General features: G+C 47.4%; 19 protein-coding genes. 1 reads left to right on the top strand and 18 read right to left on the bottom strand.

Features of this window, described 5'->3' with window-relative positions; translation table 11 throughout:
* Positions 1 to 346: 346 nt before the first annotated feature.
* The 3 genes from H6F66_RS19695 to H6F66_RS19685 form a co-directional block, all read right to left on the bottom strand.
* Positions 347 to 829, bottom strand: a complete 483-nt coding sequence (locus tag H6F66_RS19695) for a hypothetical protein (protein ID WP_190424401.1) — start codon at positions 827 to 829, stop codon at positions 347 to 349.
* A gap of 308 nt (positions 830 to 1,137) precedes the next feature.
* Positions 1,138 to 1,329 (bottom strand): hypothetical protein, encoded by a 192-nt coding sequence (locus H6F66_RS19690; protein WP_190424399.1) that lies wholly within the window; start codon positions 1,327 to 1,329, stop codon positions 1,138 to 1,140.
* Positions 1,330 to 1,343: 14 nt separating this feature from the next.
* Entirely contained in the window at positions 1,344 to 1,691 is a 348-nt protein-coding gene (locus H6F66_RS19685; protein WP_190424397.1) for a helix-turn-helix transcriptional regulator, read from the bottom strand.
* Between the two features lie 243 nt (positions 1,692 to 1,934).
* On the opposite strand from H6F66_RS19685, the gene H6F66_RS19680 reads away from it, so the two are divergent.
* Positions 1,935 to 2,372, top strand: a complete 438-nt coding sequence (locus H6F66_RS19680; protein ID WP_190424395.1) for a hypothetical protein — start codon at positions 1,935 to 1,937, stop codon at positions 2,370 to 2,372.
* Positions 2,373 to 2,428: 56 nt separating this feature from the next.
* Here the strand turns inward: H6F66_RS19680 and prfA are convergent, their stop codons facing one another.
* The 15 genes from prfA to rpsE form a co-directional block, all read right to left on the bottom strand.
* Positions 2,429 to 3,526, bottom strand: a complete 1,098-nt coding sequence (gene prfA, locus H6F66_RS19675; protein ID WP_190424393.1) for a peptide chain release factor 1 — start codon at positions 3,524 to 3,526, stop codon at positions 2,429 to 2,431.
* Positions 3,527 to 3,620: 94 nt separating this feature from the next.
* Positions 3,621 to 3,875, bottom strand: coding sequence for a 50S ribosomal protein L31 (gene rpmE / locus H6F66_RS19670; RefSeq protein ID WP_190424391.1), 255 nt, complete (start codon positions 3,873 to 3,875; stop codon positions 3,621 to 3,623).
* Between the two features lie 134 nt (positions 3,876 to 4,009).
* Positions 4,010 to 4,423 carry a 30S ribosomal protein S9 gene (rpsI, locus tag H6F66_RS19665; protein WP_190424389.1) on the bottom strand — a complete coding sequence of 138 codons (414 nt, stop codon included), beginning with the start codon at positions 4,421 to 4,423 and terminating at the stop codon, positions 4,010 to 4,012.
* The gene (rplM, locus tag H6F66_RS19660) at positions 4,423 to 4,875 is read right to left on the bottom strand and encodes a 50S ribosomal protein L13 (RefSeq protein ID WP_190424388.1); all 453 of its coding nucleotides are present in this window, start codon (positions 4,873 to 4,875) and stop codon (positions 4,423 to 4,425) included. Before rplM ends, rpsI begins: the two co-directional genes overlap by 1 nt.
* Positions 4,876 to 4,913: 38 nt before the next feature.
* On the bottom strand, positions 4,914 to 5,846 hold the full coding sequence (gene truA / locus H6F66_RS19655) for a tRNA pseudouridine(38-40) synthase TruA (RefSeq protein WP_190424387.1): 933 nt from the start codon (positions 5,844 to 5,846) through the stop codon (positions 4,914 to 4,916).
* A 62-nt stretch (positions 5,847 to 5,908) separates the two neighbouring features.
* Positions 5,909 to 6,259, bottom strand: coding sequence for a 50S ribosomal protein L17 (gene rplQ / locus H6F66_RS19650; RefSeq protein WP_190424386.1), 351 nt, complete (start codon positions 6,257 to 6,259; stop codon positions 5,909 to 5,911).
* 93 nt (positions 6,260 to 6,352) lie between these two features.
* Positions 6,353 to 7,321 (bottom strand): DNA-directed RNA polymerase subunit alpha, encoded by a 969-nt coding sequence (locus H6F66_RS19645; protein ID WP_190424514.1) that lies wholly within the window; start codon positions 7,319 to 7,321, stop codon positions 6,353 to 6,355.
* Positions 7,322 to 7,439: 118 nt separating this feature from the next.
* Complete coding sequence (rpsK, locus tag H6F66_RS19640) at positions 7,440 to 7,835, bottom strand: 30S ribosomal protein S11 (RefSeq protein WP_190424385.1); 396 nt, start codon at positions 7,833 to 7,835, stop codon at positions 7,440 to 7,442.
* 104 nt (positions 7,836 to 7,939) lie between these two features.
* A complete protein-coding gene (gene rpsM / locus H6F66_RS19635; protein WP_190424384.1) occupies positions 7,940 to 8,323 on the bottom strand; it encodes a 30S ribosomal protein S13 in 384 nt (127 codons plus the stop codon).
* A gap of 62 nt (positions 8,324 to 8,385) precedes the next feature.
* Positions 8,386 to 8,499 carry a 50S ribosomal protein L36 gene (gene rpmJ / locus H6F66_RS19630; protein ID WP_071782548.1) on the bottom strand — a complete coding sequence of 38 codons (114 nt, stop codon included), beginning with the start codon at positions 8,497 to 8,499 and terminating at the stop codon, positions 8,386 to 8,388.
* 125 nt (positions 8,500 to 8,624) lie between these two features.
* Positions 8,625 to 8,852, bottom strand: a complete 228-nt coding sequence (gene infA, locus H6F66_RS19625; protein ID WP_015203280.1) for a translation initiation factor IF-1 — start codon at positions 8,850 to 8,852, stop codon at positions 8,625 to 8,627.
* Positions 8,853 to 9,005: 153 nt separating this feature from the next.
* A complete protein-coding gene (locus H6F66_RS19620; protein ID WP_190424383.1) occupies positions 9,006 to 9,572 on the bottom strand; it encodes an adenylate kinase in 567 nt (188 codons plus the stop codon).
* On the bottom strand, positions 9,572 to 10,912 hold the full coding sequence (gene secY, locus H6F66_RS19615) for a preprotein translocase subunit SecY (RefSeq protein ID WP_190424382.1): 1,341 nt from the start codon (positions 10,910 to 10,912) through the stop codon (positions 9,572 to 9,574). The genes H6F66_RS19620 and secY overlap by 1 nt, the downstream gene beginning before the upstream one ends.
* 53 nt (positions 10,913 to 10,965) lie before the next feature.
* Entirely contained in the window at positions 10,966 to 11,418 is a 453-nt protein-coding gene (gene rplO / locus H6F66_RS19610) for a 50S ribosomal protein L15 (protein WP_190424381.1), read from the bottom strand.
* 128 nt (positions 11,419 to 11,546) lie between these two features.
* A complete protein-coding gene (rpsE, locus tag H6F66_RS19605) occupies positions 11,547 to 12,071 on the bottom strand; it encodes a 30S ribosomal protein S5 (RefSeq protein ID WP_190424512.1) in 525 nt (174 codons plus the stop codon).
* Positions 12,072 to 12,118: the final 47 nt, after the last annotated feature.

Genomic DNA, 12,118 nt, shown 5'->3' with positions numbered 1-12,118 from the left:
TTATCTGTCAGGCGGTAGCACTTGGTCGAGTTAATCTTAACAAAATTTAATTGTAAATTGAGTGCTGGCAACCCTACACAAGGCAGATTCAAGAATCTAAGGGTAGGGGCGGTAGGGTAACCTTATTGCTTGGGAGCATTTCACGTTTATGCACTCAGGCTGTTTTTGTTTCGCTCACCCCGATACCGACTTTGGAAGAGTCAGAATAATTGTAGGTTGCGCCCGTGCAAAATAATGAAACCCCACAATTGCCTTTATAGCCTTGATTTTCATTATTTTAACCCAACCTACAGTTACTTTTTTTTGAGTTTTGGGAGGCTATCTTAAAACAAGCGCGCTTTGTTTCTTAATCGTGTCCATCCCGGACTTCAATTAATTCCTCAATCGATTTACCTACGATTCTGGCGATCGCTCCTAGCTGGCTATCACTAACTTCTTTCCCAGCATAAATTTCTTTCAGTTCTCTCCACGACAATCTATAAGAATCGCAGAAGCGAACAAACTCTTTATCACTTATGTCTAGTGCTTCTTGTCTGTCGCGCAGGAGGTAAGCGATCGCTCCCGTCCCATTCTGGGGGCGTTCGGTGCTTTCTATGTATTTTTTCATCAACTCATTGACTTTATTTGTGTCACCCCCGGACTCAAGTATTAAGTCAAAACAAGCCATTTTAAATGCTTTGCGTAATTTTTCATTATCATTGAGAAATTCAATAATTTTACTTGCATAGTCTGGCTTTACAAATCCGACTACTGTTTCTTTGTAGTAAATCGGAGAATAAGTATCGTTTGCATCAAATTTCCAGTTTACAGATTGATTATTTTGCGGCATTTTAGCACCTCCTGACGACAGCTATCTTTACAAGCTTTTCGGGCAAATCATTAGGACTGAAACTTGAAAATTTATACATTTTTTGTGATGAGAATATTGTTTTATAATACATTAATTATCTATTTTATATTTTTAATAAAAATAAACTACAATAAAATAATAATTTTGAAAAGCATTAGTCAAACTTTTCTGGCTGCCAAGAAAGTTAGGCGGGATAATCAGTTGTTTTTTAGGTAATGGCGAGAATCATCCCAGCTTTGTAGCAGGAGTCCAGCCCATAAGCGTTCTTAACCAATTTTGCCAGAATTTCAGGCTAGGGATAGTGGCATAGAAGGACAAACCAATTGATAAGCTCTTTTGCTTGCTGGTTTTGCCGCCAGCATTTGGTAGGGTCGCCGCAAAGATTTAACTTTTTCTTGGTCTTCGAGTGCGATCGCTTCCGCTTCCGGCAAAAGATTGCCCTTGCCAACTTCAGGAGCGATCGCACACGCAACACGCAACAACCAGATCGGCTTCAGCTACCTGAAGATTCAGCCGCAGTAGCAAATCTCTCAGCTGCGGCTTGAACGATCATCGCCACCTGAGTCAGAGGCATATATTTAATTTGTCTCAAAATCTGATTCAAATCTGAGGATTCTGACACTGGCTTCCCCTCCAAACAGCTGAGGATCTCCTCCAAGGTGTAACCTGCTCTCTTTGCGATCTGAGCCAAATTTTCCATATCGGGAACTGTCACCCCCTTTTCCCAATACTGAACAGCGGTAGCAGAAACTCCTAAAAGCTTGCCGAACGCTCGCTGACTCATCGATCCACGAGCTAGTTTAATGATTTCAATCAGTTTTTCTCTACTTTCGATGTTCACGCCTAGACAGCTACTTAACCGCATCTACAAGTTTAGTTGTCATTTATTACATTTAAACTTATAGCTTGACAAGGCTGCTTTAAAAAACCTATATTAAAAGTATACTTAAAGAAAGCTAAGTCTACTTTTAGAGGTCATCAAAAAAATAGCCTGACTGGTTTGAACTGGAAACAGCTTGGCTTTGTAAGGTAGCACAGCAGGTAAATTTTTGAGCAAACATCAAAAAATCAGCGGTGGCTAACAATGAGCAACAGACTCAGCAGAAAGACTGGTAAGACGCGATCACCTCGTAGCCTCACAGCCACAGGATGGCTCAAACCTACGCGATGGCAGATTTCCCGCCAAGAGGCAGCTGACGCGCTTTTTATGCCTATAGAGCGAATTGTCAAGGTGTATCCAAAACGTCATCAGGTGATTGTGGTATTCCTGAACGAGCAAGGTCAAAAGTGCAGTTCTTTTTTTAGTTATCGGTTGTTTGCACGTTGGCAGACGGAAGCGATCGCGGCGATTTTAAGTTGCCAGAACTTGGAAGTATTAGCGAATCTGGAAGAGGTTGTCCAGTACGATATACAGCGGTTTAACTACCTTCCTGAGATGGCCGATGCGATTTGGGATGCGCTGCTAGACCATATTACTCGGTTGGCGGTAGCGGAGCGCTTTGCCAAAGAACCTGTTAAATAAAAAACCCAGCCGTTTAAATGCAGCTGGGGAAGTCTTGCTATACATGAAGCTTTATTTTAGTTAGCAGTAGAAGCAGCTAGCTCTGCCAAACGCTCCTGCTGATCTTGAGAGATACAAGCCTGAATAATACCTTCCAGATCGCCTTCGAGAACTGGATTGAGGCTGTAATTCTGATTCAGGCGATGGTCTGTCACCCGGTTATCTTTGTAATTGTAGGTGCGGATTTTTTCGGAGCGAGAGCCAGTGCCTACCTGAGAGCGACGCATGGAAGTAACAGCTTCCTGTTGTTCGTGCAGCTTTATTTCGTAAAGCTTGGCGCGGAGGATTTGCATCGCCCGCTCTTTGTTTTGCAGCTGACTTCTCTCTTCAGTACAGAAAATCCGAATTCCTGTTGGTTTGTGGATCAGGTCAACAGCTGTTTCCACCTTGTTGACGTTTTGACCACCTGCACCACCAGAACGAGCGGTTTTGAGTTCAATATCCTTCGGGTCAATGTGGATCTCCACATCATCGACCTCTGGCATTACAGCCACGGTTGCGGTTGAGGTGTGAACTCGTCCGCCCGCCTCCGTCAGAGGTACGCGCTGCACCCGATGCACACCAGCTTCATACTTCAGCTGGCTGTAAACATCGTCGCCCTTGATTTCCAGAATTGCCTCTTTAAAGCCGCCCATCTCCGCTAGTGACTCACTGAGCAAGCTGACTTTCCAGTTTTGGGTTTCAGCATAGCGCGAGTACATCCGCACCAAATCGCCAGCCCAAATACTCGCCTCATCTCCGCCAGTACCAGCGCGAATTTCCAGCATGATGTTTTTGTCATCATTGGGATCGCTGGGCAAAAGCAAAATTTTGAGGCGTGTTTCCAGTTGCTCTAGTTTTTGCTCTAATTCCTTTACTTCCAGGGCTGCCATTTCCTGGAACTCTGGATCGCTGGCAGATTCCTTGAGTACCTGTCTTGCGCCCGCCAAATCTTGCCCTGTCGTCTTCCACGTTTCGTAGGTGTTGACAGTTTCCTCCAAGGACGAACGAGCCTTCGCGACTCGTTGATACTCGTTTGGGTTGTTGGCAATATCTGGATCTGCCAGTCGGCGGGTCAACTCATTAAAGGTTTGCTCAACGGATTTTAGTTTCTCCAGCAGATATGTTTCAGCCATTGGTCTGCGATCGCTCCATAAAAACAGCTTTGTTGCTTAACATCAATAACTTCGACCCCATAGGCGGGTCGTGCTACCGAGCATAGCAACCCCGCTATTTTTTATTGTTGGAGCCAGCATCACCAGCTTGAGATTGATCGCCTTCCAGCATCCCGTATTTCCGCAGGAAGCGCTCAACCCGTCCTTCCGTGTCAATAATTTTCTGTGTACCAGTGTAAAACGGGTGGTTGCCAGACCAAACATCAACGTGAAGTTCTGGCTTAGTGGAACCAACGGTCATCACTAATTCCCCGTTGCAGTACACTTTAGCTTCCGGATACCACTCCGGATGAATTCCTTGTTTTGCCATAATTACTCGTCTGCTCCTCGACAATTTTCATTGCCTATGTTTATTGTAGCTTTCAAATCTGGGCAGTCACCCCAAGCCTTTTTAGGCAAAGGAGAAGACGCTTCGGGTAACCCAAAAGCCTCTCGCCTTTATTCTTATCGCTTAGAGTATTGCGGAGCTTTACGAGCTTTGTGCAAGCCGTATTTCTTCCGCTCTTTGGCGCGGGGATCGCGGGTTAAGTAGCCTTCGCTTTTCAAAGGCTGACGGTTGTCTGGATCGAGCTGACACAAAGCTCTTGCGACTCCCAAACGAATCGAGTCTGATTGACCGGTTAAGCCACCACCGTGAGCTTTCACCAGAATGTCATACTCATTTTCCAGTCCCAGAGTTTCCAGGGGGGCTTTGGCTGCTGAGAGGTAAGCTGAATTGTAGTTGAAGTAGTTGTCGCCAGGACGGTCATTAACAATCATCTGACCGCTACCAGGTACCAGGCGAACTCTTGCCACGGAAGATTTGCGGCGACCAGTTCCCCAGTACATAACGCGACCACTTTGTTCTGTTGCTTGCATTAATTTTCTCCTGGGATTGTATTAATCTTGACTTCCTGGGGTTTTTGTGATTCGTGGGGATGTGATGGACCCGGATAAACTTTGAGCTTGGTAAATAGTTGTCTTCCCAGAGAATTTTTGGGGAGCATTCCGCGCACGGCGGTTTCGATGATCCGCTCTGGCATCCGATCTTGCAGCTTAGCGAAGGTTTCAGTCTTCATCCCGCCTGGACGCCCGGAATGTCTCCGGTATAGCTTCTGGGTGCGTTTTTTACCAGTAACAACGACTTTCTCGGCATTGACGACTACCACGAAGTCGCCTGTGTCCATGTGAGGAGTGAAAATTGGTTTGTTTTTTCCACGTAGGATCATGGCAATTTCACTCGCCAAACGCCCCAGCCGTTGATCTGCGGCATCGACGACGTACCAATTGCGCTCGATAGAGTCTAGAGAAGGGAGAGGAGTTTTGTTCATAATTTTGTCCGTTGGTAGGACAGGCACGACGCCTGTCGTCAGTTGTCTGTCTTATAGAGACGATGATTACCGCAAGTCTTCGTTCGTTGCCCGTCTTGTAGAGACGGAGATTGTCCTTGTCTTGGCAGTGGAAAAACAACGGACGAAGGACAAAAGGCGAATTTGGGCTGGGTGTCAAACCAGATTTCGGGGGGAAAGGGGATATCTGGGTAGCCGACTCGCAACAGGCAAAGACCTTTTGCCGGGGCAGAATATTTTACTTCATGCCGCCGCTCATTTACCCACAAATCGGTAAAGTTTTCTGGCGATCGCTCACCCCTGCCCACTTGCACCAGTAAGCCCACCAGCAGCCGCACCATGCCATACAGAAATCCATTTGCCTGAATCTCAATATAAATAAATGAGCCTTCTCGGTGGCATTGAGCCTCCTGCACGTCCACCCAAGAATGCGATCGCGCCGAATGCGCTCTCATGAAAGCAGCCAGATGGTGGTTCCCTATCAAAGGGTTCAAAGCTGCCTGGATGAGAGATTCGTCTAGTGGTGCATAATAATAATGCCAACTGAAGGGCTGCACAAACAAGTTTGGCTTGCGATCTGTATAAATCGTGTAGCGATATCTGCGCCAACTGGCAGAAAATCGGGAGTGCCAGTTATCATCAACCGCAGCTGAGGCTCGAATCAGAATATCCTTGGGCAGTTGGCTATTGAGAACACCCGCCCACTTTTCAGGGGGGATCGAACCAACTGCCTCAAAGTGTGCCACTTGCGCTGCCGCATGAACACCGCTATCTGTGCGCCCTGCACCGTACAAGGTAACTTTTCGCCCCTGCACCCTGGACAAAACTGTTTCAATTTCTTCCTGCACAGTGCGCCCATTCGCTTGCCGCTGCCAGCCATGAAAATGAGTACCCAAGTATTGGATTACCAGGGCGACTCGCTGTTTGTCCGTTGTTTCTTGTCCTTTGTGCATGGCTGATTGCCAATTGCTAATTGCCACCTCTTGTGATTAGCTATTAGCCATTAGCACCTTCTTCAGACCAACTCGATAATTGCCATTTCGGCATTATCACCCCGACGCCGCACGGTATGCAGGATACGGGTGTAGCCGCCGTTACGCTCTCCATAGCGGCTAGCAGCTTGCTCAAACAGGGCATGAACCAGCTGTTTGTCGTAGATATAGCCCATAGCTTGCCTGCGGGCTGACAGAGAGCCATCTTTTGCCAAGGTAATCATTTTGTCCACTTCCGAGCGAACCGCCTTGGCTCGCGTTTGGGTGGTAGTGATTCTACCCTGGCGAATTAGTTCGGTTGCCAGCGATCGCAATAGCGCTCGGCGCTGGTCAGCAGGCTTACCTAATTTTGGAACACGACGTCTGTGACGCATAACAATTTTGGATTTTGGTTTGAAAGTTTATAAGAAATTGAAAAAAGTTAGGAGGCGAGGAGTTCTTAACTCTTAACTCCTAACTCTTTCACTTCAAGTAGGTTTTGCCGCCTTTTCATGGGGCAGCGTGATCCCAAGTCGCCGCTGCAAAGCTTCGATGACTTCTTCTGCCGACTTTTGACCAAAGTTTTTAATCTCCAGCAGATCCTCCTGGCTGTAATCCAGCAAGTCAGCTACAGAGTTAATCTGCGCCCTCTTGAGACAGTTGTAGGCTCGTACTGAGAGCTGCAATTCTTCTATTGGGATCTGGCTGGTAGGATCTTCATTATCAGGATAATCAACCGTCATCGGATCGAGGGTGATATCTTTCAGGGGGTTGAATAGATCCACCAGGATACTTGCGGCTTGAGACAGTGCTTCTTGGGGAGTCAGACTGCCATTAGTCCAAATTTCCAAGATCAGCCGATCTCTTTCCAGAGAACCGTCAATGCGGGCATCTTCAACGCTGTAGTTGACTTTATGCACTGGCATAAACACGGCATCAATTTGGAGGAAGTCCAGAGCAGCAGCTTCGTCGCGTCCTCGATCAACTGCTCGATATCCTTTCCCTCTTTCGATGCGAAACTCCATTTCCAGCCTAGCGTCGTCCGCTAGAGTAGCAATATACTGGTTAGGATCAACTGCATCAACTTCAGTTGGTAAATCAAATCGTCCGGCTGTCACCGTCGCTGGACCTGTGACAGCTAATCGAGCAATTTGGGGATGAGAAGAGTGACTTTTGAGTACAATGTCCTTCATATTCAGGAGAATTTCTAGGACATCTTCCCGCACCCCCTCAATTGTGGCAAACTCATGATTAACCCCGGCAATCCGGACAGCTGTCACAGCCGTACCTTCCAAGTTAGACAATAGAACCCGCCTCAGCGCATTGCCTACGGTGGTGCCTTGACCGCGCTCTAGAGGCTCCAAGACAAATTTGCTATATTGGCTACGATTGTTCTCAGTTTTGGACTCTACACACTCGATTTGAAACTGCGCCACGGAGTGACCTCCCTTCTTCATAAAACCCCTGGAAAGCACGTAAAAGTGCTTTTCCAGCATTGCCCCTGCTGCTCCAAGGCACAACAGCAGTTAGCTGTTAGCCAATATCCGCTAATTGCTAGTTGCTTTTAAAGCAATCCTAGACTCGACGCCGCTTGGGCGGACGACAGCCATTATGAGGAATTGGCGTCACATCTCGAATGAGCGTTATTTCCAGTCCTGCCCCTTGCAGCGCCCGAATCGCGGTTTCTCGACCAGCTCCCGGACCACTAACCATTACTTCAATCTGACGCATCCCCTGATCGGTCGCTCGGCGAGCGGCACTTTCAGCGGCGGTCTGAGCGGCAAAAGGTGTTCCCTTTTTGGCTCCCTTGAAGCCACTGGAGCCTGCTGAAGCCCAGGAAAGTACGTCCCCGTTGGTATCGGAAATCGTGACGATGGTGTTGTTAAAGGTGGACTGGATGAAGGCTACGCCATTGGGTACGTTGCGTTTTTGCTTTTTTGCACCAGTTTTCTTGGTTGGTTGTCGCGCCATGAGGGTCTAGTTGACAGTAGTTATAATGGTTTTGCTGAATTGGTAGGTCAATTAGCTAATGAGGGTAGCTGCATTTTAAAAAGCAGCTAACAGGCTCTTAATGGCTATTTCGGCCCTGGTGCTTTTCTCTTACCCGCGACCGTAAGCCTTCTACCACGACGGGTTCTGGCATTGGTACGAGTTCTTTGCCCTCTAACTGGCAGACCCATACGATGACGCCGCCCCCGATAGGAGCCGATATCAATCAGGCGCTTGATACTCATAGACTCAAAGCGTCTGAGATCCCCTTCAACTTGATAGTTGCTTTCTACTGCTTCGCGCAGGGAAGCAACGTCGGCGTCACTCAAGTCTTTAACTCTTGTGTCTGGATTAACCTTCGTTGCTACCAATATCTCTTTGGAGCGCGAGAGTCCAATTCCGTATATGTAAGTAAGACCAATTTCAACTCGTTTGTCACGAGGAAGGTCTACCCCAGCAATCCGTGCCACGCTTGTTGTCTCCCTAGTCTTGCTTTTGTGCTATAGATTTGTTCTGGTGTAGTTAGGTTAAGTTAACCTTGGCGTTGTTTGTGTTTTGGGTTGGAGCAGATTACCATAACCCGGCCGCGCCGACGAATGACGCGGCATTTTTCGCAAATCTTTCGGACTGATGCTCGAACTTTCATGCCTATTTTGGCTACATTGCAAGCTCTATATTATAACACTTTTTAGGTGCATTTGTAAGTTAATTTGCCAGGGCAAATTTTTAATAAGACAAGCTTATTTAAGAGTGAACGGTTTTTAATTACCGCTACTTTTTGTTACGCAGTCGGTAGGTAATTCTGCCTTTAGTCAGGTCGTAGGGGGTTAGTTCCACTTTGACGCGATCGCCCGGCAGAATCTTGATGTAATTTCGGCGGATTTTGCCGGAGATATGAGCTAATACATTAAATCCATTATCCAAATCAACGCGAAACATAGCATTAGGCAACGATTCTGTCACCGTGCCTTCCATTTCAATTAAGTCTTGTTTAGCCAAGTTGTCTTTTCCTCAATTTTTCTGTTTTTAGACGCGCATCATAGGGCTGATTGTCGGTCAAGGCTTTCTTAACATATTTTATCAAAAAATCAAGCCATCGGGTTGAGGTCAGTACCTGCTGCTAGTCTGGCAACAGACTGACCCCAAAAAAAATTAATGATGCACCACCTGTTTGAGTGCGTTAGTGACTTCATCAAGCGAGCGATCGCCATCAACTGAAACCAACTTCGAGCGATCATTATAGAAATCAATCAACGGTGCCGTCAGGGAACGATATACTTCCAAACGGTTGCGAATGACATCTTCCTTATCATCACTCCGCCCTTCCTTGCGCCCTCGTTCCAACATCCTTGCGACTAACACTTCATCTGGGACTTCCAGGTTAAGCGCGTACTTGATACCCTGGTTCAATTCCTGTAGCAGTGCATCCAGAAAAGTCGCCTGGGAGACGTTACGAGGAAAACCATCCAGAATCCAACCAGGTTTGGCATCAGATTCAAGAAGGCGATCGCGGATCATATCCAAAATCAGCTCATCAGGAACCAACTCACCACGATCCATGTACCCCTTGGCCTTTAGACCGAGTGGAGTTCCAGCAGCCTTGGCATTTCGTAAAATGTCACCCGTGGAAATGTGCGGAATTTCCAGCTCCTGAGCCAGAATTTGTGCTTGAGTTCCTTTCCCCGCTCCTGGCGGCCCCAAAAAAATCAATCGCGTCACTACTGCTTCACCATTCCTTCATACCGCTGGGAGATGACATAAGTTTGAATTTGCTTAGCTGTATCAATTGCTACACCCACCAAAATCAGCAAAGAGGTAGCTCCCAGCCCCTGAAAGGTAGTAATCCCAGTAACACTTTCCACAGCTGTTGGCACGACTGCCACCAAGCCCAAAAAGATAGCGCCTAAGAATGTCAATCGATTCAACACCCGCTCAACATACTCGCTAGTGGCACGACCCGGACGAATACCAGGAATACTGGCACCCATCTTTTTCAGGTTCTGCGACATATCTACCGGGTTCACAATCAGAGAAGCGTAGAAATAGCTGAAAAACAGAATCAAGATGAGATAAACCGTCACATAAACCCACGGCATCTGACCACTTGGGTTGAGAGCATTAGCAACCTGGGTCAAAATTAGATGGAGTTGAGACAACAACTGGTTGTTGCCACTGTTTTGAGTAATCTGAGCTAGAAAACTAGGGAAAATCAAAACCGAAGACGCAAAGATGATCGGCATAACGCCGCCCTGATTGAGTCGCAACGGCAGGTAATTAGTTCTTTCCCGATAAAGTCTTCTGCCCACCTGACGGCGTGCCGAAATAATCGGTATTCGCCTGGTTCCCTCCTGAACAAACACAATCCCCAGGATCATCACCAGGAACACTACGAGCAGAATAATTACAGGACCCACATTGCGATTATCAAGCTGGGCGTAATTAATAGTTTGCCCAAGGGAACGAGGTAGAACCGCCACGATATTGATAAAAATCAACAGTGAAGCACCGTTGCCAATTCCCCGTTCAGTAATCAGTTCCGACACCCACATGACAAACATTGAACCTGCTGTCAGCGCCAGTGCTGTCTCGGCCATGAACAGAGGTCCGCGAACATCCGTCGCATAACGCTCAAGCCACCCGGCAATGAAGGTACTTTGAAGCAAAGCTCCTCCTAGCGCTACATAGCGAGTAACCTGAGAGATTTTTCGCCGCCCTGCTTCCCCCTCATCCTTCTGCAATTTCTCCAAAGCTGGGATAGCAGCTGTGAGCAATTGGATAATGATGGAGGCATTAATATAGGGCAAAATCCCTAAAGCAAAAATCCCCAAGGCAGAAATACCACCCCCTGAGAAGATGTCCAAAAATCCAATTAAGGGGCTATTTTGAATATCTCTACCAAACGCGACTCGGTCAATCCCTGGTACGGGCAGAAAGATGCCAACGCGAACTAAAATTAGCAGACCGATGGTAACTAGCAGCCGGCCCCTAAGACCAGCTGCCTGAGCCATCTGCAAAAAAGTTTCCTGAGCAGTTGGAGTTTTATCTCGACTAACAACCATGAAGCGATACCTCTACGTCATCGAGCAGGCGCTGGCACACACAATGCTTAACCCTATCGGGCAGCGACAACTTCGCAGCTGCCGCCAGCTGCTTCAATTTTGCTGCGAGCCGAGCCTGTAAAAGCAGCTGCTTTTACATTCAGAGCCACGTTCAGATCCCCGTCTCCGAGAATTTTTAGAGGCCCGTCGTTGGAGGTGACAATACCACGATCTATTAATGAGGTTAGGTTCACCTCTGTATCAGCAGGGAGTGATGCCAGCTTACTTACGTTGATCGTAGTGTACTGTTTACGATTTACGACCGTAAAGTGCTTTAACTTGGGTAGGCGGCGGTAAAGGGGCATTTGTCCACCTTCAAATCCGGGTCGCGTACCCCGACCGGATCTTGATTTTTGTCCGCGCATACCAAAGCCACCGCTAGCGCCTTGACCAGCTGCAATACCGCGACCTATGCGACGGCGGCGCTTCTTTGAGCCTTTTTTAGGAACTGCGTCTTCTAATCTCATGTCTTTTGTCCTTTGTCAGTTGTCAGTTATCAGTTGCCAGTTGTCAGTAGGCGTTTGAAGGTTTGAACGTTTAAACGAGAAACCTACCCAACGTTCCAACTTTCCAACTCTTGCCTGACCGGTGACCATTAAGCGTAGAGGTTTTCAATGGGGATACCACGTTCTTCAGCCACATCGGAAAATGTCCGCAAGGTGGAGAGAGCGTTGATGGCGGCTCTGGCGTTGTTCAAGGGATTGTTAGAACCCAGCTGTTTTGCTAGGATGTTGCGAACCCCAGCTAATTCCAGCACCGTGCGAACGGCACCCCCGGCAATTACCCCTGTTCCAGGTGCTGCTGGTCGCATCATCACTTTGGCACCACCACCATCGCCGTTGATAGGATGAGGAATGGAATTTGATTTAGTCAAGGGGATGTCAATCAAATGCTTTTTGCCGTCGGCGACACCTTTACGAACAGCTCCAATTACGTCGCTAGCTTTGCCGACACCAACACCAACTTGCCCACGCTCATTGCCAATAACGACAATGGCTCGGAAGCTGAGTTTTTTACCGCCTTTGACGACCTTGCTGACGCGACGGATTTGGATCACCCGTTCTTGAAATGTAGTTTCTTTTTCCCGACGTGCAGAATTTTTACGACGTTCTTTTGCCATTACTTTATCTTGAACCATTACAGTGAAAGTAAAAACTAAAAAGGCAA

The organism is Trichocoleus sp. FACHB-6 (assembly GCF_014695815.1).
GTDB classification, from domain to species: Bacteria; Cyanobacteriota; Cyanobacteriia; order Cyanobacteriales; family FACHB-T130; genus Funiculus; species Funiculus sociatus.
Note: the sequence above shows the minus strand (reverse complement) of the source record. Positions and strands in the feature narration are given on the sequence as shown.